We start from the raw sequence: 23979 nt of genomic DNA, 5'->3' as shown, positions 1-23979 counted from the left end.
GTCGTGAATATCACGGCCTCTTTGCTGTATAGCTAAATAGGTAAGGCCTATGCTATTCTTTATACGGATTTTGACGGATCATCTGAATGAAGTTCATTGCGGAAGCAGATAATGGCTCGTTTTTACGAGTACAGATGGCAATTGTATTTTTCAGATGGATCCCTTCAACATATACTCGGCATAATTCTCCACGTTCTACATATTCGCGCACAACTATTGAAGAGACAAAGTTTGCACCATATCCGGCAATAACTGCTGTAATAGCTTCGTGTAGCCCATTGAACTGCAATGAAATTGTAGGTGCGGGTGAATTGTATGTACGGCATAACGATAGTAATCTCTCTCGCGTTGAACTCCCCTCTTCACGCATGACAAAGGGTTCCTTCATCATTTCAGGTAAAGAAACCTGCTGATTCGCATATCGATGATTAGGAGCAACTACAAACCATAACTCATCCTGAAACAACTCTTCTATCTCAATTGTATCCTGATATTCTGCTGGTAGTCCCCCATAAATTGCAATATCAACATCTACATTTAGAAGCTGGTTCAAAGCATCGCTTGAATTGGTCGTGGTAATCATCATTTCAACCTGTTCATATTGCTGTTTAAACTTTGCAATCCACGTGGGTATAAGGAAATGAGCGGGTAAATACGTTGCTGCTAATCGAATACACCCGTTTGTGCCATTCCGGTATTCTTGAGCGAATTGTTCGATTTGCTGTTCTACTGCGAAGAGCCTTTTAGCAAGCAAGGAGATCTCCTCACCCGCATCGGTTAAAGCTATTCCTCTTCCATGAGGCTTAAGTAAAGTTAGCGAAAGTTCTTTTTCAAATTTCTTAATCTGAGCAGTTATAGCAGGCTGACTTATATTTAATAATTCTGAGGCACGTGTCACACTCCCGGTAGAGGAAATCACATAGAATAAGCGTAATGCATGTAGATTCATTAGATTATCTCCTTCCGTTTAATTCATATATTAAATATATGAATTATTAATTAACATATATTATATTTATTATTTTAACTCATTTACAATATAACCAGAAGATAACAATCAATGAGGAGAAGTGATAAATATGAATTTAACAAATACGTGGAATATGGTCGATCAATATATTATAGAACGTCTGATTCCCCATGATTCTGTTCTGGAGCAAGTATTAGCTGCAAATCAACAGGCAGGTTTACCACCTTATGATGTCTCTCCTAATCAAGGGAAGTTATTAAACCTATTTGCTCAAATGCAAGGTTCACAACGAATTCTGGAGATTGGTACATTGGGCGGATATAGTACAATTTGGTTGGCAAGAGCACTCCCATTAGGCGGACAATTAGTCACATTGGAACTTGACCCCGTTCATGCGCAGGTAGCAAAGGCTAATATATCTCTTGCTCAACTAGATGATATTGTAGACCTTCGAGTAGGGGATGCTTTAGATGAATTGGCTCAGATGGACTTCGAGGGAGTTGCACCTTTTGATTTTATATTTATCGATGCTGACAAACCTAATAATCCAAACTATTTGAAATGGGCACTTCATTTCTCCCATCCTGGAACTGTTATAATTGGAGATAATGTCATTCGTGATGGAGAGGTCATTAATGAAAATAATCAGGACCCCCGTGTAGAAGGGGTAAGGAAGTTTTATGATCTGTTGGCTGATGAATCTAGAATCACAGCTACTGCCATTCAGACAGTAGGTAGTAAAGGTTATGATGGTTTTGTATTAGGTATTGTAACTAGCTAAAGAAGTCCAATTATTTACCTGTCAATAGAGAGCATGGAATGACAGGAGCGACAAACGTGGGCATGATAGTATGAATTCAAGAGGAGATGGCAAACATGGAATGGCTTATCCGAATGAAGGAAGCTTTGGACTATATGGAGAGCAAGATGGAAGAGCCTTTGAATATTGACGATATCGCAAAGGTCGCTTATTCCTCCCCTTTCCATTTCCAGCGCATGTTCAACATGCTAACTGGAGTAACGGTCGCAGACTATATCCGCAGACGAAGATTGACGTTAGCCGCACAAGAGCTAGCCATCTCTAAAGTCAAAGTGCTCGATGTAGCACTGAAGTATGGATATGACTCTCCCGAGTCTTTCGCTAAGGCGTTCCGTAAGGCACATGGAATGGCACCTTCTAGTGCGCGAGAGCCAGGGATTCAACTCAAAGCTTTTCCCCGCCTCTCCTTCCATCTATCATTGAAGGGAGATAAGGAAATGGATTACAGAATCGTAGAAAAGGAAGACTTTACTGTTATCGGCAAATCAATTCAAGTTACAACTAGAGACGGGGAGAATTTACGCAAAATCCCCCAACTCTGGTTGGATGCAAACGAGGATGGTACGTCCGATAAGCTAATCGAAATTGGAGTAGACAAGGATCTACTCGGCATCTGTGCAGAAATGGATTATCCCAATGAGATGTTTTCATATTGGATCGCCGTAGAAGGACGTCCTGGAACCGACCCGCAGGGGTATGCAACTACCGTCATTCCTGCTGCAACATGGGCCGTATTTACCTCAGTAGGACCGATGCCGCATGCTATTCAAAGTGTGTGGTCACGGATCTTTCAGGAGTGGTTCCCAAGTTCGGGATACGAGCATACGGGCGGACCGGAGTTTGAACTTTATCTACCGGGCAATCCAGGCGCTGAGGATTATCAATGTGAAGTATGGGTTCCGATTAAGAAAAAATAAACCCATTCTGGCTTAAGCTTAACCTAGATACCCGTGCTTGATGTGGCGTGAATGCGTGAATATCTGGAGTGTGGATATGTCGATATGTGGATATCGGATGTGTGGATATGAGGATATCTGGATATGTGGATGTGTCGATATGAAGATATGGATGTGTGGATATCTGAATATGTGGATACTTGAATGCAAAATAACAGGAATTCATCCAGTTAATATGACTATTTATCAACAGTGGATAACTTGTCTGGAATTTCTCCATCTAATTTGACACTTTGACCCCATAGTGATGGATATCGGTTGAATTAACTGGAGTTAATCCATTTAAACGAGAATTAATGGGTTTCACCTAGCAACTTAACTGGAGTATTTCCATGTAAGTGTAGTCTGCAGCGGACTCTGGCAGTATCTATGTTACTATCCATTCAGTCAGTAGTATCCGTGCTACGGACTTCACTTGGTCAGGCACGATTATGTCCCCAGTCCAGTCAGTAGGTTTAACCCGCTATGCAAAAAAAGACAGGTCAAGTGGCAACTTTGACCTGTCTTTTTGCTTTTATTCTCCCAGTAAATATGGATTCGGTTGATGAAAAAAATTTGGAGTCACGAGCCGATCATCGAATGTGCTGTGAAATATATCGGTGGTTGCCGGGGATAACGGCGGAATAAGCCATGACCAGCGTCCGGTAACATCACGGGCTTCCTTTTTTTCATTCTTCTGAAAAGCTCCAAATTGTTGAGCCGCCGTATGGTGATCAACAATACTGACTCCGCATTCCCGAAATGAGTGCAGAACGGCGACATTTAATTCGACCAACGCCCGATCTTTCCACAACGAAACGTTTGAGGTCGTATCTAATCCCATTGCTATAGCCAAGCGAGGAAGTAAGTTGTAGCGGAACTCATCCGCCAAGTTACGTGCGCCAATTTCTGTTCCCATATACCAACCGTTAAAAGGAGCGGCAACATAGGATGTACCACCAATCTCAAGTCGCATATCAGAAATAATCGGAACGGCATACCATTTCACTTCCTCCCCACGAAACAGATCCAACTCGGGATGGCATATCGGAACTTCTAACACAATCTCTTTCGGGAGGTCAAAGACTCGCGGTTCTCTACTGCTGCATTGAATAACTAAAGGAAGCAGATCAAACGATGTCCCTTCCCCTTTCCAGCCAAGTGATTCACATACTTTCGTGAAACGAACAGACGAAGGATCTCCGATCACATTCCCACCTGGCATTTCATATCCCGCATAACGAAGCAATTGGTGATTCCAGATTGAAATCGGCTCGCCTCCTAGGGCAGCTTGCTTAAATATTGTAATAGTGGGCCGAATTTCCCCGCCATTGGTGGCAAATTCAATATGGCGCAGCAATGCTTGAAAAATCATTTCCTCACCATCCAAATCACGAGCATCGAATACATGGAGCCGGTTCCAGAACAATCGACCGATGCAACGATTGGAGTTACGCCAAGCCATTTTAGCTCCGTGCACAAGTTCCTCGTAGGTATGAGTATATGAACCATTTCGGTTGATTTCATCACTGACCTGCTGAACCCGAAATTCCGTATCGTCTGCGGTTTGTCCTAACTCATGGTAGCAACTACGGATGAACAATTCCGCTTCTTGTTGCAGTTGGTTCTCGTTATGATGTATTTCCCTATCCATATTGTGTCTGCCTCCATTGAAATTACGAGCCGCTGTCATATGTATGTTACTTCGGAGCGTCTTTTATAGGCTATTGGATATCGGTAGTCAAGTCAATGTCTGACCCGTATCGATACAGAACGGTCGTGCGATTCTCGCTCTATCTTTCAAATTTTAACTTAATGGATTGACAGTATATAACAGCAACCATATAATACTTATAATACCCAGCAGATAAGTTGGTTTATTAATTGAATTAAATCGAATTAATTTCATACATACTCAAGGAGGATTATAATATGGCTACTGTTCAAACTTTCAAAGCAACTGCGCATTTACAAGATGGAGTTCAAGTCAAAACAAGTTCCAGACACTTCGAGCTGACTATTGATGAGCCAAAAAGTTTAGGTGGAACGGATACCGGTATGAATCCCGTCGAAGTTCTGCTTGCCTCGTTAGGAGCATGTCAGTCTATTGTAGCTAGAGTCTATGCACCTAAGTTTGGTGTTAAACTCGATGATTTTCAAGTGGATGTTGAAGGCGATCTTGACCTAGATGGTTTTTTCAATAAATCTGACGTTCGCCCAGGGTATTCTGATATTCGTTATACATTCCGCATTAAAACGGATTCGCCGAAAGAAAAAGTCGAGGAATTTGTACACTTCTTAGAAAGTAAGTGCCCGGTTGGAGATACTATCGCAAACCCCGTGAATCTTAAATTAGCAAACATTATTATTGAAAATTAATCCCCCCCTTTGCTCGCAAAATAAAAAGAAGACCGGAATCCCCCTCAGTGCACAAACTGAGAAATTCAGGTCTTCTTTCTATTTACCTTTAACAGAACTAGCCGCAATACCTTCAACGAGCATACTCTACTTTTCCACTCACTCTAAATCAGGAATGGCTCTTATATATAAAGTAATCAAAATCAGCGTGCTCACTTTGTCCGGATGTATCCTGGCACTGCATACCAACGAACGCGCCTGTAAAGAAACCCCCGCCTTGAATATAATCGTCAGATAACTTATATGAATGGAAAGTAACAGGAATGATCGTCCAATCTTCTCCGTCAAATGAATAAGAATAATGATACACGTCACTCTCTACATCGACCCGTAAATACACGTATTCTACATCCTCCGGTATCACAATTTCATTCCCTTGAAGCGGTTGTATATATGTGAAATTATCACAAGCCACAAGTTCAAGGATTCTCCCTTTATCTTCATTCCACGTAATCTGACAAGATGTCCAGTTCTGAGTGTTATAGTAATTCACTAGCCCTGCCGATTGCTGAAAAGTTGTTGGGTTAAAGGTAAGTTTGGTTTCTGCAGTGAAATTAAAATGCTGCCAGCGTCTTGCTACGAAAGCTTGTGTAAACTTCGAAGTTAGTGATTCTTTCCCGTAAAGTCTTAGGTGTCCAGGATTATCACTTAGTGAGACAATATGCTCCCCGAGTGGAATCCGTAAGCTTTGAAAGTGTGAGTTAAGCGTATCCGAATTAAAATCATCCTTCTCTGGAAAACCCGGTTCCCACTGTACTTCTGCAATCTGTGGTCCTTCAATCTCAAGTGAAGGGTAATTACCTCCCACCACATAAGGCCAATCATTTCTCCACTCCAAACGTTGGATTGCTGTTTCCCTGCCTAGCGGACAATAACCCCGAGGGCCTAACAAGGCTTGCCCCTCTCTTGACAGCGGTCGACCCGTTAAGTGGACCAAGAACCATTCATTCGTATGTGTCTTCACAATCGATGCATGACCTGCCTTTTGCAACGGAATCCGAGGTGAAGGCCATGCAGTTATCAGCGGATTTTCTGGATGTACTTCGTAAGGTCCACGCAAATTCTTAGAACGAGCTATCGTAGCCGCATGCTCATAACTTGTACCGCCTTCTGCGGTCAGCAAGTAATAATAACCGTTGATTTGATATAAATGAGGGGCTTCTGTCACCCTTAAATCTGTTCCTTTGAAAATAATCTCCGGTTTGCCGATTAATCGTTGTTCGCTGGCACTATACTCTTGAAGTACAATCCCATAAAAACTATGGTTATCAACGCGATGATCCCATAGCATGTTGACTAAATATTTATGACCATCTTCATCATGGAACAGCGATGGATCAAATCCGGAGCTATTCAAATAGATCGGCTCTGACCACTCACCATCAATGGTATCGCATGTCACGAGATAATTATGACCATCCTTCCATGGTCCATCTACAACTTTGATGTCGGAATAGATGAGCCAGAACATATCATTGTTATAGGAAAGCTGAGGTGCCCACACTCCGCCAGAGTCCGGGTTGCCCATCATATTTAGTTGGCTTATTCTATTAAGTGGTCTCGCAATCAACCTCCAGTTTTTGAGGTCCTTAGAATGATAAATTTGTACACCAGGAAACCATTCAAAGGTCGATACAGCAATATAATAGTCTTCCCCTACACGACAAATGCTAGGATCTGGATTAAAACCTGTCAAAATCGGATTTTGAATAGTAGTCATTTTTTCTACTCCTTCATGAATGTAATTGAATTAACTTCCTGGTTTATTTACCCTTATTCCAAATATATAAGTGCAATCTTTCATGGTATTATAATTACATAATATCAACGATTCTACTCTGATCCCATATCCATACCACGATAGATTTTACCCAAATCAATCGAAATATTGATTTAACTTTCAATCTCATAAAAGGAGTTAGTCATTATGGAAGATATACCTGAGCATATGAGAAAAAAGTATTTACTCCCCGACATGGATTCAACTTTCCGATTATTTGCTGCACATTGGCATGCTGTTGACCGAAATTGGAAGTATCCTATTCATAAGCATCCACTTTTTGAAGTGAATTTAGTACTATCGGGAACACAGGAAATGATCGTCAATCAAACAAGCTATATACAAAATCCAGGGGATATCATGCTGCTAGGTCCGGGTGATGTCCATGAAAGTAAAGCGATTGGTAAGGAGAATATGACCTATTATTGTCTGCATTTTGATGTGGATGAACGGGTCCTCCGCGAACTTCTCTGTCGTAATAAAACATACTTTCACGCTTCGAATAGCGACTTAGCGACTGCGATTCAGCCTGCTTTAGATAAGTTGATCAAATTAACAAAAGATGAGGCAGCCCAGCGGGTTGAATCTCGCATGATGATCCTATCTGCTCTGTTCGAGCTCTTCGCTGGGATCAGTGGCACACTTTCCAAACGGGACAGTAGCGAGACCGTCCCTCGTATGTCCCAAGTAGCGTCACAAATTGCTGCAAGACTTGAACTTGCTGTCGATCAAACTGAGGATGAACGCTTAGAAGGACAAGATATTGAGACAATTGAGTCTATTGCCGCAGAGGTCGGATACAGCATGTCTTCCGTTAATCGGATGTTTACCTCTGTCTACGGCGTGTCACCTCGTCAATATATGTCTACATTAATGCTGAAGAAATCCAAATTGCTGCTGATGGACCCTGAGCTGACGATAGAAACGATCTCCGCAAAGCTTGGTTACAACAATATCGCCCATTTCAGCAGACAATTTAAGCGGTGGACCGGAGAATCACCGAGCAGCTTTCGCGGTCGCTTTTATAAGTAGCTAACTAGGATTCTTCCTCGATCATAGTCGACTCAGTTGCACAAGTTAAAATTCATGTTACAATGGTTTTAATTGTGAATCCTTAGGAGGTATCTATTTAGACATCATGTGGACCTAATTCCGTGTCGCTCATGTAATTCGATATGACGACGATTGATGCTCTGCCTGTGCGCGGAGCGGAATAGGAAACGTGTGTCTAAAGGAGAATACTCCTTTTCCGCCAGTATCAGCCCTTATTTAGGTTGCTGAGCACTGCGGATCCCCACACCCTCTTTGCCTTTATGGCTCTTTAAGAGGTGGATTTTTTCTTATTTCCGCATACCCAACGCCACAGGTGCAGCCTGTGGTTTTTTTGTTGTCTACGAGTTACAAGTCCCTCATTGCAGATTGTAAACTAAACGCAAAGTGGTGATTTTTATGACAATAATAAACTGTCGCGGTGTTAAAAAAACATTTGGCGAAATGATCGCTCTTAAGAATATTCATCTTGATATCGCAAGTGGTGATCGAATAGGTTTGGTAGGTATAAATGGCGCTGGAAAAACAACACTGGCTAACATCTTATTTGGTAGCATCCAACCAGATGAAGGTAGCGTTACCTATCACCGTCAGCAGATGAAGGTGGGTTATCTGTTGCAATCCACTTCTTATACGGTCAATACATTTTACAATATGATTAGTGACAACGATGAATTCAGCGCGGGGAGCGAATTTCTTGAACTAACTAGCCATCTCGGATTAAAAAAGGTCCATGAGTGGAATTCAGAACGTTTAAGCGGATTAAGTGGTGGGGAGAAAACGAAGCTTGCCATCGCCCATATTTGGGCCTCTCAGCCTGACTTCCTCATACTAGATGAACCTACAAATCATTTGGATTTTGAGGGCGTCGAATGGCTGATTAACGAACTAAAAACTTATAACGGTACAACGTTGATCATTTCCCATGATCGTTATTTCCTAGATCAATCTGTAGAGCGAATCCTTGAAATTGAAGAAGGGGTCTCGACAAACTATCCCGGTAATTATACATTTTATCGCGAAGAGAAAAATCGAAGACTTCAAAGCCAAATTCACCAATATGAAGAACAAAGAAAGTACGAACAAAAGATTGAAACGGAGATCGAGCGACTTAAAAACTGGTCATCCAAAGCCCATCGTGAATCGACCAAAAAGGCAGATAAACACGTTGGATTTAAAGAGTACTATAGAGTCAAAGCGAAGAAAATGGATAACCAGGTCAAGTCGCGAATCAAACGTCTGGAGAAAATTGAAATCGAAGGTGTTAAAAAACCGAAAGAAGAAACCAAAGTATCCTTTGACTGGGATAAACCAGTGAAGCGTGGTAGACGTATTATTGAGGCAGGGCTGATTAGTAAAGCCTACGCTGATAGAATTCTGTTTCGTGACAGTTCCTTTTACATCCAACGTGGGGAGAAAATCGGGCTACTTGGACCCAACGGTTCCGGTAAAACGACACTAATTCAAATGATCCTTGGTAAGGAGTCCGTCGATTCGGGAAAGCTGTGGGTTAGTCCAACCGCTAATATTTCCTACTTAACTCAGGACGTTACGGATTTGAACCCCGAGCGTTCGGTACTAAATCTTATTGAGGAGTCGCATCCCCTTCGTGATCAGTCTAGCAAAGCCCGTACATTGCTCGCAGGTATGGGATTTAATGAAGTTATGTTGAAGAAACCGATTAAGCAGTTAAGTCTCGGCGAACGGACACGGGTTAAGCTGGCTCAATTAATTATGCAAGAGCAAGATTTGCTCATTCTCGATGAGCCGACGAATCATCTTGATCTTGCCACTAGGGAACAATTAGAGAAGACCTTGTCTTCTTACAGCGGCACCCTGCTCCTTGTATCCCATGACAGATACTTTCTTGAGCAAACCTGTGACAAAATGCTCGTATTTTCGAATGGGAAGATACAAAAGGTTGAGGTTGGCTTTGAGGAATATAAGGCACAAGCAGATCAGAAGAAAACGGCAGTCAAAGACAACAAGGAAGAGTTAAATGAACAACGAATGATTATTGAAAATCGAATCGCCTACTTACTTGGTGAGATAAGTAAATTCAAGCCAGGAGATTCCTCGTACGAATCCTTGGATCAAGAGTTTAAGCAACTGATTAAGCAAAAACAGCAGTTGTTAGAGCGGTAAATGGTTTAGGTTGTGTTGCCGTACTTATTTTCGTGCATAAAATAGGGCAAAATCATGATATTTGTAGATACAATCTGACTCGGTAAACCCAGCCTCAAGCAACCATTGGAGTTGATCGTTTACAGATGCATTTCGGTCTAGCTTTCTTCGTTCTATTGCGGATTCTACGACTTCAGTAGTTAGGCCATTCCGGCGAATGGTATCCTCCCATTGCTCCTTATAATAAAGATCGAAATAAGGTGAGGAACCGGAGGCCTGATCCGCATTAACGAAGATCCCGCCCTCCGTTAGGAGATTAGATACATTGAGAAACAGTGTTCTTTTATCCTGATGGGATAAGTGATGTATAGCTAACGAAGAAATGACAACGTCATACTTCTGCCCCTCAAAATTATAAGTCGCAAAGTCTGCTGTAATATACTGAACGTGAGAATCATCTCTGAATCTGTGACGAGCCCCTTTCAACATCTCTTCACTCAGATCTATTAAGGTTAACGACGCTTCCGGGTATTTCTGACGCACATACGATGAGAAAAGTCCTGTTCCCGCCCCTAAGTCTAATATTCGCGGGGCCTGCTGCTCTGTGTTGACTACAGATACCGCCATGCTGTAGAAATCATCGAAACACGGTATTAGCTGCCGACGCTGAAGGTCATAATTTTGTGCTACAGCATCAAACTGTCTCTTTAATAAGTCGCTCATCTCATCTCCACCATTCTTTGAAAATAGAGTTATTCCCTATATTACTGTTGTTATAGAATAAACAGAAATATACAAAACGTATGATCTCAATAGGATTTACCTATACAAGCACAAAAAAGGAGTGGCACATACGCTTAGGTATGCACCACTCCTTTTGTTTCTTCACATCATCATTATTTCTGGTGTTCCACCTTAACTCGTTTAATAAAGAAAGAACAGATCAGACCCACAATAGCGACACACATTCCGAAGATAAATGCGCCTTGCACCCCATGTGTGAATGCCGGAAGTAGATTTGCTGGATCTTCTGGGTTCGTAACACCACGCAGATAGCTCTTCTGACCTGCTGCCATAACACTAACGGCAAGCGCCGTGCCAATTGCACCAGCCACTTGTTGTAATGTGTTCATAATGGCCGTACCATCAGGATATAATTCACGAGGAAGCTGATTAATCCCGTTGGTTTGCGATGGCATGAAAATCATAGAAACCCCTATCATCAGTGTACTATGCAGTACAATTATGAATGCGTTGGTTGAGGTTACTGAAATACTGGAGAAGAACCACATCGCGACAGTAACAATGATTAGACCTGGGATAGCCAGCCACTTTGGTCCATATTTATCGAACAAACGTCCCATGATCGGTGACATAATCCCATTAATAATACCACCTGGTAGTAAGAGCAGTCCCGCTTTGAACGCTGTATACCCTAGCCCTGTAATCAAATACATAGGAAGAATCAACATAGACGATAGAATAATCATCATACAAAGAAACACCATAAGCACCCCGACAGAGAACATCGGGAATCTGAATGCACGTAGATTAATCATTGGCTGCTTCATCATCATTTGGCGAATCCCAAATAGAATTAGCGAAACAGCTCCTACAATGATTGCAATGATAACTTTCTGACTACCCCATCCTTCACTTTCCCCTGCACTACTGAAACCGAAGACAATACCACCGAATCCAATAGAAGACAACACGATTGATAGGGCATCAATTTTGGGCTTCGTAATCTTCGTTACATTCTGCATAAATAGAATGCCACAAATAAGTGCAATAATAAGGACAGGTAAAGCCAACCAGAAGATCCAGTGCCAGCTAAGATTCTCAATCAAAAGTCCTGCAACAGTTGGCCCGATCGCTGGTGCAACCATAATAACTAGACCAATCATTCCCATTGCAGCACCACGTTTTTCCGCTGGGAAGATTACCAATATGGTATTGAACATAAGTGGCAATAATAAGCCAGTTCCAATCGCTTGAACCACTCTTGCCAGCAGCAAGACCTCAAAAGATGGAGCTAGGGCGGCCAATATTGTACCTAAAATGGAGAAGCAAAGTGATGTAATAAACAACTGTCTAGTTGTAAACCACTGAAGTAAAAGACCTGAGACCGGAACAAGAATACCTAACGTTAGTAGGTAACCTGTAGTTAACCATTGTGCCGTTGCCGGCGTAATACTGAGGATTTGCATTAAGTCACTTAAAGCGACATTTAACGCAGTTTCACTAAACATACCGATAAATCCACTCAGTAATAATGAAATCAAAATAGGCAATACTTTAAGTTGCTTATTGTTGATCTCAGATGTTCCTTGCATAGTTGCTTCCAACTTTCCATCCTCCTAATATCTATATCTGTCTATATAATAAAAACATAAATCAAGATATTGTGCCAACAATAAATTAATTTTTAATTATTTTTAATCTTTCTGATAAGTCTTCACTCCTGATAATGGTTATCTTTTCGCCATATTTTCTGTTCACTTATCCGAAAAATTATTTCGGTGCGTGTAGCGTATGAAGTTGCAGCATTTGTTTTTTTGGTATATTTTTATCTTCATGGAGGAATGTATGATGAAAAATTTTCAGCTTATGTTAGAGAAGTATGCAGAGCTTGTCATCAAAGTAGGCGTTAATATTCAGCCAGGGCAAGTCCTGATCGTTCAATCCCCTTTGGAGACTGTCGACTTTACACGCTTAGTGGTGTCTAAAGCCTATGAAGCTGGGGCCAAATATGTTCAAGTGGAATGGGAAGATGAACAGGTTACACGCATCCGGTATGAGAAGGCGTCTGATGATTCTTTCAGCTACTATCCGAAATGGCAGGCCGACATGATGGAGCAACTCGCCGAGGGTGGCGGAGCCATTTTACATATTAAGGTTCCTGATCCTGAACTATTCCGCGGCATCGATTCATCCAAGGTATCCACGGCTGTCAAGGCAGCAGCGATCGCACGGGAGAAATATCAAGGTTATGTACGCAGTAATAAAGTGAGTTGGTCATTAATTAAAGCTCCAACTCAGGCTTGGGCCAATAAAGTATTCGCTGACTTACCAGAAGAAGATCGAGTTGCGGCAATGTGGGATGCTGTATTCCTCATGAACCGTGTGGGCGATGACGATCCAGTAGCGGCTTGGCGTGAGCATATTGGTGAACTGAAGAAAAGACAGCATTACATGAACACGAAACGTTACAAGAGCCTACATTATCGTGCACCTGGAACGGATCTGCATGTTGAGATGCCAGAAGGATATTTGTGGCTCGGTGGCGGCGATGAGAAGGAAGATGGCGTTTATTTCGTGGCTAATATGCCTACCGAAGAGATTTATACCATGCCTCACCGTACAGGTGTGAACGGCACCGTGACAAGTACGTTACCACTTAATTTGAACGGACGACTCGTCGAAGGCATTAAGTTAACTTTCAAGGATGGTAAAGTAATCGAATATGATGCTGAATCTGGCCGAGAGCATTTGACTTCATTGCTCGATACCGATGAAGGTGCATCTTATCTTGGTGAAATGGCACTTGTGCCTTATGATTCCCCCATTTCTCGCATGAACCGGGTATTCTACAATACGGGTGTTGATGAGAATGCGTCCTGCCATTTTGCGCTTGGTAGTTCTTACCCTGTCAACATTGAGGGCGGAACCAAACTAAGCAAACAAGAGCTACTCGCAAGAGGAGCCAACGTCAGCCTGACGCATGTCGATTTCATGATCGGCTCTGCTGAGCTAGAAATTGATGGTGAACTGGCCGACGGAACAATGGAACCGGTATTTCGTAAAGGGAGCTGGGCTTAAAACTAAAAAGGGAGCTGCCTGGATAACTACTTATCCGGACAGTTCCCTTTATCATCTTATAGATTTAATGTAGGAAAGGCTTTGCCCCGTTTAACAATCTTCGCATCGTACATATTAACCACTGTACTAATGATATAAGAAGGCGGTTGCTGGCTTTTCTTATCACGATGCCCTTGTATATGTGCATTGCTCTTCTCCCAGTTCTTCCAAGCATCCTGGGATTCCCAGCGAATAACGACAATGACCTCTTCATGTTCTTTACTCTTTCTATTCACCATGATACTGATATCAATAAGGCCCTCCATGTTATCAAGTGGACTCTCTCCACTAAATCTGGAAACCACTTTATCACTATTTCCCTTCTCGACCGCTATCGTTCTCGTTTGAATGAACAAGTACATCGCCTCCTACGAAATAATCATCTCAGAATAAATGAAGTATATGCCCATATTAATTGATAGTGATTATCATTGTCAAAGAAAGCTGGCAGATTCGCTACTTTCAACTTCCAATTTTGCCTCTACTTCTACTTGGCTAGGCATCTCTTTACCATATTTGATAAATATCCACACGCCTAGTAAAATAAGCATGCCTGCTCCAAGTTGAAGCGGGGTAAGCATCTCTCCAAGTAATAACCAAGCCAGCAGTGAAGCAAATACAGGCTCCCCCAATACGGCCATCGACACGGCAGCGGCGCTAATAAATGTCATCAGCCAATTGAATAAATAATGTCCGAATAACGTAGGAACGATGGCGAGCAGCAAGAAAATGCCCCATTCTTTTGGAGCGTATCCGGTAAACGGGATGCTGTAAAAGATATTGTACATAGCTAATAATGTAGCTGCGATCGCAAAAACCCAAAAGTTGTATACAAATACTTTCATCTCTTTCAGTGCATACTTTCCTACAAGTAAATGGGCGGCGATGGCAATCGTTCCGAGTAGAGACAGCAGATCACCTCTGAGTGCCTCGCCGGACAATTTAAAATCACCCGATCCAATGGCGATCGAACCGACCAATGCTATACTCATCCCTATGATCATGGCTCGGTTAATCCGGGCACCAAACAAGAAGAAGGAACCAAACATCACGATAATGGGTTCCAGTGTTAATATAACAGTTGAGCTGGCAACTGACGTTAAGCGTAGAGATCCCATCCACAACAGAAAATGAAGACCTAGCATAATACCTGATAATATTAAGAGCTGCCATTGCTTCTTACTTAACCGGAGTATATCATCACGGTATTTCCACAATAAAGGCAACATGAGTAAATTCGTCAAATAAAGGCGATACATCGCAATGACCGACACCTCAGCGCTTGACCAGCGTACGAAGATAGAAGAAAAAGAAATAGCGATAATACCAATAATATAAAAGATTTGAAATGATCTTGCTGACTGAGTATTCTGGTTCATTGAGTATGCTCCTTGAAAGGTCTAGTTAAATGCCAACTCACATTATAGCTAAATTTTAGTTCCAATTATATAAAATTCTCCATGCCAGGTGCTTTTCTCTCAATACGTCCTTATAAGCTTTTTCAAATCTGCTCACCATGGTACAATATTTTGACTGACTATCGCTGAACGCCTAGTCAAATAAACAAGAGATCGGATATAACCTTATGAAATCAATCAGACTACTACGATCGTTTAATTTCTTATATTTTGCTCTACTCGCTATGTTCATTCCGTTTCTGCCCGTGTTCTTGGATAAGCAAGGATTAACTCCTGCCCAAATTGGATTTATCATTGGTAGCGGAGGCATCATTACGATAATTGCTCAGCCTTTATGGGGCATGATTAGTGATCGAACTAGGACAGTACGCAAAGTACTAATGCTACTACTGTTGTGCTCCAGTGCATTGGGATATATGTTGTTTGCATCTGATAGTTATATTGAGCTCATCATATTTGCTATGCTGGTATATTTCTTCCTAATGCCGATTGATCCTCTGACCGAAAGTTTAAACTTTAGATTGTCTGAATCTGCCGGAATTAGTTACGGATCGATCCGGACCTACGGCGCATTGGGCTATGGAGTCATGGCTTTGTGCTCAGGCTACATCATGTCTTATCTGGGTGCAAATAGTTTAGCTTATCTCTTTACTGGGGTCGCTCTAGTAAGCTTTATCGTGATCTTAGGCATTCCTGATGCTCCTGTTACTGGAAAGCCTGTTACAGTAAAATCGTTGAAAAATTTTCTAAGTAACAAGGAAACGTTATTGTTCCTTATCCTTGTCTTCATATGTTCTGTTCCTGCACGAATGAACGATACGTTCCTCGGTGTTTACATTTTGGAACTAGGTGGTAGTACTGAGTTAGTCGGGCAAGCCTGGTTTATCGCAGCAATCAGTGAGATTGCGGTATTCGCTTTAAGCTTTTGGTGGTTACGAAAAGGTAAAGAACTGATCATCATCTCCATAGCTGCTGCTTTTTATTTCTTGCGATTTTTCATCTCAGTGTGGATTACGGATCCCTACCTACTGGCATATTTACAAGTTCTACAGTTACTTACGTTTCCGATCTTCTACTCCGCAGCAATTCAATATTTGTACCGTATAGTTCCAGAGGAATGGCGTGCGACAGGACAAACCGTTCTGGCCCTTCTCTTCTTCGGGGTATCGGGAATTATAGCTTCCTATGCTGGTGGAGCTATTTATCAAACTTTGGGCGCGCAAGCACTGTTCCTAATCATTTCCGTCATGTCATTTATCGGTATGTTGTTCGGATTGGTACTCACACGAAAATATGGAAGCCGTTCGCATGAAGAAGTAGACCCAGGATAAGCTATTGCCGCAACAAAAAGACCGCTCACTGGGATAACGGGACTGACCCCCGTTTGTGAGACAGGGATCAAAACACCTTGCAAGTTTAAACTGCCAGTCGCCGAAAATCAATCGGTGACTGGTTTTTTAGTTTTGTTTGAATACGAACTGAGTTATAGTAAATAATGTAGTCTCGAACGGTTTGTTCAACGATTGCCGTCGTTGTACAAGTGAGCCCTTCGAGGTAAAACGTTTCAGACTTTAGCGTGGAATGAAACGATTCGATGGTGGCATTATCAGCGGGCGTTCCTTTACGGGACATGCTCATGGTAATGCCTTTTCCTTTTACGGCCGCCTGATAAGCCTCCGATGTATAAACGCTACCTTGATCGCTATGGAGCATCGTACCTGGTAGAGGAGGCAGTTGGTTTAACGTATCCAATACAAACGCGATGTTTTGCTTGTCGGCTATACTGTAAGCCACAATCTCACCGTTAAACAAGTCTAAGATACTCGACAGGTACAATGTTTTTCCGCCGAAGGGTAAATATGTAATGTCCGTGACAAGTTTTTTCATCGGTAAATGGGCTTGAAATTCACGCTTTAACAGATGTTCTGCTAGATACGCGGGCTGTCCCGTTGGTTTACGTTTCTTTATCCTAACTCGACACTGCAACCCTTCATGCTGCATAATCCGTTGTACACGTTTATGATTGATTGTTTGTTCCAGTCGAAGCAACGCGGTTACTTTTCGGTATCCATAGCGAAATTTATGTTGCATACAGAGTTCCCGGACCTTCTCTACCACGTGATCTTTGCACTCGGTGTCATACGCTGATTTCCAACGGTAGTACGTTGTACGAGGGAGCCCTAACCATTCACAAGCTTGGGTAACGCTCACTTCTCCTCGGATAGACTCGATCCATTCCACTACAATCTTTGGTGACACCTCCTTTGCATCTCCTTGTACTTTTTTAGTACATCTAATTGTTGTTTCAAAAACCGATTCTCAGCTTTTAGTTTCTCCAGTTCTGATGCATACTCGGGTCCTTTGCCGTAGCTGTATTGTTTGCCCACGGGTTGCTCTAGCCGATTCCATTCACCACTGCGATACCACCGCATCCAAGTTTTCACTTGTGTCTTATTTCGTATGTTGAGTTGTTCCATAACTTCTTTTACCGGAATGCAAGCCAATCTCATTTCAATTGCTTTCATTTTTACTTCTACAGGGTAGCTAACTCTTGTTGCCAACGCAAAAACACCTCCAAGTTTGTCTCCATATCTTACGACATGGTTGAATTCTCTTGAAGGTGTTTTAATTTGTCTCACGTTAAGGGGTCAGTCCCTAACCCTCGTAAGCGGTCTTCTTGTTATTACAATTAAACGTTACATTTGCACTTAAAGTGCTGCTGCTGTGTCCAAAGCAACTTGGATCATATCGTTGAATGATGTCTGACGTTCCTCTGACGTTGTCTCTTCACCAGTGATCAGGTGATCGCTAACGGTAAGGATAGACAATGCATTTACTTTGTGTCTTGCAGCTAGCGTGTACAGTGCTGCTGTCTCCATTTCAACACCTAGGATCCCGTAATCCATCAGCTTTTGAACATAGGTTTTATCATCACGGTAGAACATGTCCGAACTAAACACGTTCCCAACATGAGGGTTAAGCCCACGTGAAGCTGCAAGTTCATAAGCTGAGAGCAGCAATGGGAAACTAGCGATCGGAGAATAGTCAAAACCTCCGAATATATGGCGATTCATTGAGGAATCGGTACAAGTAGCTTGCGCCAGTATAACTTCTCGAATACGCACATCTGCCTGCATTGCACCGCATGTACCCACACGGAACAAATTATGTACATTATATTGTGTGATCAGTTCATTGGCATAAATACTAAAGGATGGAATTCCCATTCCTGATCCTTGAACAGATATTCTCTTGCCTTTATAATTTCCGGTGAAACCGAGCATACCGCGAACCTCATTGTAACAAACTACATCCTCAAAATAGGTTTCAGCAATATACTTGGCACGAAGTGGATCACCTGGTAGCAATATCGTTTCCGCAATATCCCCTGGTTTGGCTGCAATATGAATACTCATCGATAAATTTCCTCCTTCAAACTATTAAAAGAAGCATAAAGTTACAACATGTAACACCCTTAGCTTCTCCCTATATCATACCGTAAATACAAAGAAATCGCCAAAATAGTGACAGGGATCTATTCCTCGTATTACATTTCTCACTTACAATGAGATCGGAGTTGTGTTAATATAATATTTGTTCAAATATTCAAAGTTTCATATATATGAATATAGCATGATTGATAAGGAGATATATGAAATGGATCGAAGCGTTCAACAGTTTAAGGCTGAGTTTTTCAAAGCGCTGGCTCACCCCATGCGTATTCGCATTTTAGAGGTGCTAAGTCAGAAAGAGCAAAATGTGAATGAGCTTCAGACTATCCTTGGTTCAGAAGGTTCAGCAGTTTCTCAGCAGCTTGCTGTTCTTCGCGCTAAAAATTTGGTCAACAGCGTCAAGGAAGGCACTACGGTCGTCTATTCACTCAGAGATCCACTGATTAGTGATCTACTCGTGGTAGCTCGGCAAATATTTGATAACCATCTAGTGGAGTCCATTACACTCCTTGAAGATATGCGTAAACAGAACTAGGGTACCCAATGTTTCTCCGCTGGCAGCGGGGACTCTTTTTTATGTTCCAAAATGAAAAAAGAAAACTTAGAAAAGAAGGGTTACAGAAAATGAAGTGGACAGGACGATTTAGTGGTTATTCTGCAGATGCGTTTCGCAAGGATTTGATATCTGGCTGTATTGTCGGGATCGTTGCTATTCCGCTAGGAATGGCTTTCTCCATTGCCTCAGGAGTGAAGCCTGAATACGGACTATACACCACCATTATCGCAGGAATTCTTATATCGCTCTTCGGAGGATCAAGGTTCCAAATTGGCGGGCCTACCGGGGCATTTATCCCTATTTTACTGGCAATCGTACTGCAATACGGCTATGAAAATTTATTAATCGCCGGTTTTCTTGCAGGCATCATCCTCGTTCTGATGGGTGTATTTCGACTTGGTGCATTAATTAAGTTCATTCCACGTCCTGTAACGATTGGATTTACTGCAGGGATTGCCGTAACCATCTTTAGCGGTCAGATATCCAATTTTCTCGGGCTTACAGGAGTAGGGCGACACGAATACTTCTTACCCAACATGGCAGAGATTATCAAGCGCCTTCCTACTCTGAATATATATAGCATCTTGACTGCCTGCATCTGTATGGCTGCGCTTGTACTAACGCCTAAATACCTACCCAAGGTGCCTGCTTCATTAATAGGCATCATTGTCTCCACGCTATCTGCCGCTTGGTTATTCCCTGGCCAAGTCACAACGATCGGCAGTGCCTATGGAGCTATCCCCGGTGGTCTACCGGGCTTTCACCCCATTTCACTGACATGGGATCGCATTGTCCTGATGATTCAACCCGCCCTCATTATCGCTATGCTCGGTGGTATTGAATCACTACTCTCAGCTGTTGTGGCAGATGGAATGACCGGGACACGCCATAACAGTAATCGTGAATTGATTGGGCAAGGAATTGCTAACATCGTCACTCCCCTTTTCGGAGGAATTCCAGCCACTGGCGCCATTGCACGGACGGCAACTAATATTAAGAGTGGAGCTACTTCACCCTTTTCCGGAATCATCCATGGCATTATTGTGTTATTCGTCGTAGTATTATTTGCTCCCTACGCTTCAAGAATTCCCTTAGCCAGCATGGCTCCGATCCTTATGCTCGTAGCTTGGAATATGAGTGAGCGCAAGTCCTTTGCTCATATGTTAAAGACACGTAGTGGGGATTCTATCATTCTTGTTGTTACCTTTTTACTGACCGTATTCACCACTTTGACTACCGCGGTAGAGGTTGGTTTAATCCTGGCTGTGCTTCTATTTGTCAAACGAATGAGTGAAACGTTAACGGTAGACAAAGTGCTACCCGACCCTTCCTCTGCTAATGAGAAAATCAAAGCACATATGGTAACAGAAGATCACGATTGTCCACAAATTGGTATATTCAACGTTGAGGGCCCCTTGTTCTTCGGCGCTTCCCAAGCTTTCGAAGACTCCGGACTCCAGTTAACGGGGAGACATCAGAAGGTCGTCATGCTTCGTATAGGCAAGGTTCCATTCATGGATACGACGGGCGAAGCCAATTTCACTAGACTCATCAAGCGTCTACACCACAAAGCAGTAACCGTGATTGTATCGGGAATTCAACCGCAGCCACGTGCACTTCTGAGTAAGACAGGAACCCTCGACATCATCGGTGAAAATCGTATCTTCGAACAAACGGGAGATGCATTAAACGCTGCAATTAACCTGATTCAGGTTGATAAATGCAGTGGGTGTAAACATTTTGCATTTCGAGAATGCACGGAGTTAAGTAGAAAAGCTCCCCTTCATCAAAATATTTCCTAGTCCTGTTGATTGCATGTAGGATATCGGATTACTAATAATAAAGGGAACCCTTCAGGGGCAATGTCATTAAGATAAGCTCAAAACGAAACCGAGAATAAAAATGAAATCCGAAACGGCATGGGTAAAAGAACTGTGCCGTTTTTTTTTGCGCAAGCAAGAAAAAAAGCGTACAGCAAACAAAGCGGATGAAATACCCGCTTAAAAAATGTTCATGTGAAACGAATTATGCTACTCTGTAAACGAAGCTAACAGCTGATTTATAGCGAATTTTGCGCGTATTCTTCTGCCCTGGGCGAATGGGTCGAATCGGCAAAATGTTTTTGCGAATCAGTCCTTCAACATCGGGCGGGGATCCATTGTCTCTTGAGTGCAGGAAATGTCTACAAACGTGAACGGCGACCGTGAAGTTGACTTGGTATTGATGCCGTTTATTCATTTGAGAAATGACTACGTGCGAGGTAATCATTTCAGTGAAATTGTACATGATCATTCTTGCGAAAATCTCTTGGGTGATGGACTCTCGCTTCTTTGCGTGAAAACTCGTCAGACCGACTGTGTATTTTAATGCCCTGAAAGAGGTTTCTATACCCCATCGCATGTTATAAATAGACCTGAGTTCATCGGGTGGGAAATCAGTGCTAGAAAGATTCGTAATGACGGTTTCATAAGCGCCACTCGGCAGGACGAAACGAACAACCCGAAAAAAAATGGGATAAAACAAGTTCTCATGCAAATCCAAAAAATCAAAAGTAGACGTGGAAGGGACGAACTTGTAAATTTCGGGATGAGCCTTGATCTCTTTGGTTTGTTTTTTGGTGAGTGTCAGATAAACGTCCATATCAAACGTTCCACCAGAGGGCAAACGCAAGCCTGAAAGAATACCATTAGAATCTAAATCCTTTACCCGAATAACATAGTTCCACCCTTTGCGTTCAATATGCGCAAAATTGTTGTAACTTTCATAACCTCTATCGGCAGTAACAATGGTTTTGTCTTTAATGGAGGAACGGTCAACCATATCTGCTAGTGCTCTTCTCTCGTTACACAACCTTCGTGGCTGAACAATGGCATCCACGTAAAGTCTGCTGCACAAATCATAGGCTGCATTCAAATGCAGAAGGTTATAGCCTTTCGTGTTCGGCTGACTTTGAAAATAGGTGTCCGTATCCGCAGAGTCTGTTGCGATATGCAAATCGGAACCGTCAACAGCAAGTAATCGATACCCTCGGTAGTGCTTGATATCCGTATAGGTTTGCGTAAATTTGTGAAACAAGAATTCCAGAGCTGAAGGCAGGATTTTATTTCTCTGCTGGACAAAAGCAGAAGTGGTCGCGGTGTTTACGTCATAGCCTTGCGATTCTAAGAGTTCCTTATACATGCTGTTCCCACCCATGGAGATCAAGAGTTGCATAACCGTTTCAAAGGGTAGCTTTTTCTTTCGGGTAAAGTCTTTTTCAGGGTTTTTGACATAAGGTGCTGGTGCGGCTGACATTTCTCGTAGAAGGGATGTCAGCGTTTCTTTTAGTGAATTCGCATACTCATTCATTGGCGTAACCTCCTCGTTTTTTCAAGGGGCTACGCCACACATTTCAATCTACTTGTCAAGTTCTATTTCTCAGTTTCGCGCAAAAAAAAGAGCAGGCTATCTTTTCGATAACCTGCTCTTTTCTTAATTTTTGGACCTATGCTTTAACTTAATGACATTGCCCTTCAGGGTTCCCTTTATCGTCTACCACACTTATATAAATGCCGTTACTGTCTTTCTAAACCTTATAATTTTTACGATATTTTAACGGAGCCATCCCCGTGATTTCCTTAAAGATACGCCCAAAGTGAGTCAAACTCTCAAACCCTACTCTTTCCGCAATCACAGCTACTTTATCACTCCTGTGAGTCAAAAGCGTACATGCCTCTTTAATTCGGACATTGTTGAGATACTCAGTGAATGTGAATCCCGTATTCTCTTTGAAGGTTTTACAGAAATACGAAGGACTGATATAAAACTTTTGTGAAATTTGTTGTATCGTGTGCTGCTCATCGTAATGACGATTGAGATAATCTACGATTTCAAATATTTTTTTGTGCACTAGGTTAACTTCGCTCAAAGGAGGATCGGGAATGGAATCCATCTTACGATAAATAAATAGCAGGAGCTCGAATAACAGCATTTTCAGATAAAATTCATATCCAGGAGGTTTCTGAGTATATTCATGAATCATCTTGTCAAATCGTTTCTCAATAAAACCTTGTTCCTGTCCCGATAGATTGATCAATGGCAACCCCTTGGCAAAGCTGGACAATACATCGATAAATTGATTATCGGGAAAAATCCCCCCCATAAATTCCTTCTTAAACTCCAACGTAATACGCTCGAAAGATTCCCCACTTGAATTAACAAGCTTATGGATCACGTTCATATTAATGATTACAAGTACACCACCAACCACTTGATAGGCTTTATCATCGATAAAATAGCAAATATCCCCCGAAACCAAATAGAATATTTCATAACCATTATGATAATGACGTGAGGGCATGCTTGAGTATAGTTTCTTCTCCCGGTCAATGTGAAATAAGGCGGCTTCATAAAAATCAGATTCCATTATACTCACTCCCTCACTCCTATTAAATATTTAAAATTTGTAAGATAATATATGTAGAAAAAACGAAAACCAAGTAAGATATGTGATGAAAATGATATTATCATACGTTATAGTTTGTTTCAAGACAAAGGATAGAAGGGGCGGTGATCTGTCAAGATACGAGAAATAATAAAGTAAAGTTATCATTGCT

20 protein-coding genes are annotated in these 23979 nt (G+C 42.1%); 9 read left to right on the top strand and 11 right to left on the bottom strand.

Translation table 11 applies throughout. The annotated features are described in order from the left end of the window. Positions 1–52: 52 nt before the first annotated feature. The gene (locus tag NST85_RS04155; protein WP_341188614.1) at positions 53–949 is read right to left on the bottom strand and encodes a LysR family transcriptional regulator; all 897 of its coding nucleotides are present in this window, start codon (positions 947–949) and stop codon (positions 53–55) included. A gap of 130 nt (positions 950–1079) precedes the next feature. On the opposite strand from NST85_RS04155, the gene NST85_RS04150 reads away from it, so the two are divergent. After that, positions 1080–1751, top strand: coding sequence for an O-methyltransferase (locus NST85_RS04150; protein ID WP_341188613.1), 672 nt, complete (start codon positions 1080–1082; stop codon positions 1749–1751). Positions 1752–1846: 95 nt separating this feature from the next. Beyond that, positions 1847–2707, top strand: coding sequence for an AraC family transcriptional regulator (locus NST85_RS04145; protein ID WP_341188612.1), 861 nt, complete (start codon positions 1847–1849; stop codon positions 2705–2707). Between the two features lie 553 nt (positions 2708–3260). Here NST85_RS04145 and NST85_RS04140 read toward each other — a convergent pair. Further along, complete coding sequence (locus tag NST85_RS04140) at positions 3261–4379, bottom strand: nitric oxide synthase oxygenase (RefSeq protein WP_341188611.1); 1119 nt, start codon at positions 4377–4379, stop codon at positions 3261–3263. A gap of 278 nt (positions 4380–4657) precedes the next feature. Between NST85_RS04140 and NST85_RS04135 the strand changes: the two genes are divergently transcribed. Then, on the top strand, positions 4658–5104 hold the full coding sequence (locus NST85_RS04135) for an OsmC family protein (RefSeq protein WP_341188610.1): 447 nt from the start codon (positions 4658–4660) through the stop codon (positions 5102–5104). Positions 5105–5252: 148 nt separating this feature from the next. On the opposite strand, the gene NST85_RS04130 is transcribed toward NST85_RS04135, so the two are convergent. After that, the gene (locus NST85_RS04130; RefSeq protein WP_341188609.1) at positions 5253–6863 is read right to left on the bottom strand and encodes a glycoside hydrolase family 43 protein; all 1611 of its coding nucleotides are present in this window, start codon (positions 6861–6863) and stop codon (positions 5253–5255) included. 207 nt (positions 6864–7070) lie between these two features. Here NST85_RS04130 and NST85_RS04125 point away from each other — a divergent pair, with 207 nt between their 5' ends. Both NST85_RS04125 and abc-f read left to right on the top strand, forming a co-directional pair. Continuing rightward, complete coding sequence (locus tag NST85_RS04125) at positions 7071–7955, top strand: AraC family transcriptional regulator (RefSeq protein ID WP_341188608.1); 885 nt, start codon at positions 7071–7073, stop codon at positions 7953–7955. A gap of 417 nt (positions 7956–8372) precedes the next feature. Beyond that, a complete protein-coding gene (gene abc-f, locus NST85_RS04120; RefSeq protein WP_341188607.1) occupies positions 8373–10118 on the top strand; it encodes a ribosomal protection-like ABC-F family protein in 1746 nt (581 codons plus the stop codon). A gap of 24 nt (positions 10119–10142) precedes the next feature. Here the strand turns inward: abc-f and NST85_RS04115 are convergent, their stop codons facing one another. Then, a complete protein-coding gene (locus NST85_RS04115; RefSeq protein ID WP_341188606.1) occupies positions 10143–10820 on the bottom strand; it encodes a class I SAM-dependent methyltransferase in 678 nt (225 codons plus the stop codon). A 173-nt stretch (positions 10821–10993) separates the two neighbouring features. Continuing rightward, positions 10994–12433: a DHA2 family efflux MFS transporter permease subunit gene (locus NST85_RS04110; RefSeq protein ID WP_127194315.1), complete on the bottom strand. Its 1440-nt coding sequence runs from the start codon at positions 12431–12433 to the stop codon at positions 10994–10996. 256 nt (positions 12434–12689) lie between these two features. Here NST85_RS04110 and NST85_RS04105 point away from each other — a divergent pair, with 256 nt between their 5' ends. Next, on the top strand, positions 12690–13919 hold the full coding sequence (locus NST85_RS04105) for an aminopeptidase (protein WP_341191066.1): 1230 nt from the start codon (positions 12690–12692) through the stop codon (positions 13917–13919). Between the two features lie 56 nt (positions 13920–13975). On the opposite strand, the gene NST85_RS04100 is transcribed toward NST85_RS04105, so the two are convergent. Beyond that, a complete protein-coding gene (locus NST85_RS04100; RefSeq protein ID WP_341188605.1) occupies positions 13976–14314 on the bottom strand; it encodes an antibiotic biosynthesis monooxygenase in 339 nt (112 codons plus the stop codon). Between the two features lie 78 nt (positions 14315–14392). Then, on the bottom strand, positions 14393–15337 hold the full coding sequence (locus NST85_RS04095; RefSeq protein ID WP_341188604.1) for a DMT family transporter: 945 nt from the start codon (positions 15335–15337) through the stop codon (positions 14393–14395). Positions 15338–15543: 206 nt separating this feature from the next. On the opposite strand from NST85_RS04095, the gene NST85_RS04090 reads away from it, so the two are divergent. Beyond that, a complete protein-coding gene (locus NST85_RS04090; RefSeq protein ID WP_341188603.1) occupies positions 15544–16707 on the top strand; it encodes an MFS transporter in 1164 nt (387 codons plus the stop codon). Positions 16708–16792: 85 nt separating this feature from the next. On the opposite strand, the gene NST85_RS04085 is transcribed toward NST85_RS04090, so the two are convergent. Then, positions 16793–17937, bottom strand: a protein-coding gene (locus tag NST85_RS04085) for an IS3 family transposase (protein ID WP_127195319.1) whose coding sequence is annotated in 2 segments (ribosomal slippage) — positions 16793–17643 and positions 17643–17937 — 1146 coding nt in all. Because the reading frame shifts where the segments join, the coding sequence is not laid out codon by codon here. 147 nt (positions 17938–18084) lie between these two features. Then, positions 18085–18792, bottom strand: a complete 708-nt coding sequence (gene deoD / locus NST85_RS04080; protein WP_127194301.1) for a purine-nucleoside phosphorylase — start codon at positions 18790–18792, stop codon at positions 18085–18087. Positions 18793–19033: 241 nt separating this feature from the next. Between deoD and NST85_RS04075 the strand changes: the two genes are divergently transcribed. Together NST85_RS04075 and NST85_RS04070 are read left to right on the top strand one after the other, a co-directional pair. Then, positions 19034–19363: an ArsR/SmtB family transcription factor gene (locus tag NST85_RS04075; protein ID WP_127194302.1), complete on the top strand. Its 330-nt coding sequence runs from the start codon at positions 19034–19036 to the stop codon at positions 19361–19363. An 89-nt stretch (positions 19364–19452) separates the two neighbouring features. After that, positions 19453–21186 carry a SulP family inorganic anion transporter gene (locus tag NST85_RS04070; RefSeq protein WP_341188602.1) on the top strand — a complete coding sequence of 578 codons (1734 nt, stop codon included), beginning with the start codon at positions 19453–19455 and terminating at the stop codon, positions 21184–21186. 223 nt (positions 21187–21409) lie between these two features. On the opposite strand, the gene NST85_RS04065 is transcribed toward NST85_RS04070, so the two are convergent. Continuing rightward, positions 21410–22732 (bottom strand): IS4 family transposase, encoded by a 1323-nt coding sequence (locus NST85_RS04065; protein WP_341188262.1) that lies wholly within the window; start codon positions 22730–22732, stop codon positions 21410–21412. 217 nt (positions 22733–22949) lie between these two features. Then, on the bottom strand, positions 22950–23789 hold the full coding sequence (locus NST85_RS04060) for an AraC family transcriptional regulator (protein WP_127194304.1): 840 nt from the start codon (positions 23787–23789) through the stop codon (positions 22950–22952). Positions 23790–23979 lie beyond the last annotated feature (190 nt).

The organism is Paenibacillus sp. FSL K6-2524 (assembly GCF_038005525.1).
Lineage (GTDB): Bacteria > Bacillota > Bacilli > Paenibacillales > Paenibacillaceae > Fontibacillus > Fontibacillus anaericanus.
The sequence above is the reverse complement of the archived record's forward strand: the minus strand, read 5'-3'. Positions and strand labels throughout refer to the sequence as shown.

Bases quoted from the DNA above. Each gene is read 5' to 3' on its own strand.
- NST85_RS04145 (WP_341188612.1), top strand. From the start codon at position 1,847: ATGGAATGGCTTATCCGAATGAAGGAAGCTTTGGACTATATGGAGAGC.
- NST85_RS04110 (WP_127194315.1), bottom strand. From the start codon at position 12,433: ATGCAAGGAACATCTGAGATCAACAATAAGCAACTTAAAGTATTGCCT.
- abc-f (WP_341188607.1), top strand. From the start codon at position 8,373: ATGACAATAATAAACTGTCGCGGTGTTAAAAAAACATTTGGCGAAATG.
- NST85_RS04155 (WP_341188614.1), bottom strand. From the start codon at position 949: ATGAATCTACATGCATTACGCTTATTCTATGTGATTTCCTCTACCGGG.
- NST85_RS04095 (WP_341188604.1), bottom strand. From the start codon at position 15,337: ATGAACCAGAATACTCAGTCAGCAAGATCATTTCAAATCTTTTATATT.
- NST85_RS04115 (WP_341188606.1), bottom strand. From the start codon at position 10,820: ATGAGCGACTTATTAAAGAGACAGTTTGATGCTGTAGCACAAAATTAT.
- NST85_RS04070 (WP_341188602.1), top strand. From the start codon at position 19,453: ATGAAGTGGACAGGACGATTTAGTGGTTATTCTGCAGATGCGTTTCGC.
- NST85_RS04150 (WP_341188613.1), top strand. From the start codon at position 1,080: ATGAATTTAACAAATACGTGGAATATGGTCGATCAATATATTATAGAA.
- NST85_RS04075 (WP_127194302.1), top strand. From the start codon at position 19,034: ATGGATCGAAGCGTTCAACAGTTTAAGGCTGAGTTTTTCAAAGCGCTG.
- NST85_RS04135 (WP_341188610.1), top strand. From the start codon at position 4,658: ATGGCTACTGTTCAAACTTTCAAAGCAACTGCGCATTTACAAGATGGA.
- deoD (WP_127194301.1), bottom strand. From the start codon at position 18,792: ATGAGTATTCATATTGCAGCCAAACCAGGGGATATTGCGGAAACGATA.
- NST85_RS04125 (WP_341188608.1), top strand. From the start codon at position 7,071: ATGGAAGATATACCTGAGCATATGAGAAAAAAGTATTTACTCCCCGAC.
- NST85_RS04105 (WP_341191066.1), top strand. From the start codon at position 12,690: ATGAAAAATTTTCAGCTTATGTTAGAGAAGTATGCAGAGCTTGTCATC.
- NST85_RS04090 (WP_341188603.1), top strand. From the start codon at position 15,544: ATGAAATCAATCAGACTACTACGATCGTTTAATTTCTTATATTTTGCT.
- NST85_RS04140 (WP_341188611.1), bottom strand. From the start codon at position 4,379: ATGGATAGGGAAATACATCATAACGAGAACCAACTGCAACAAGAAGCG.
- NST85_RS04130 (WP_341188609.1), bottom strand. From the start codon at position 6,863: ATGACTACTATTCAAAATCCGATTTTGACAGGTTTTAATCCAGATCCT.
- NST85_RS04060 (WP_127194304.1), bottom strand. From the start codon at position 23,789: ATGGAATCTGATTTTTATGAAGCCGCCTTATTTCACATTGACCGGGAG.
- NST85_RS04065 (WP_341188262.1), bottom strand. From the start codon at position 22,732: ATGAATGAGTATGCGAATTCACTAAAAGAAACGCTGACATCCCTTCTA.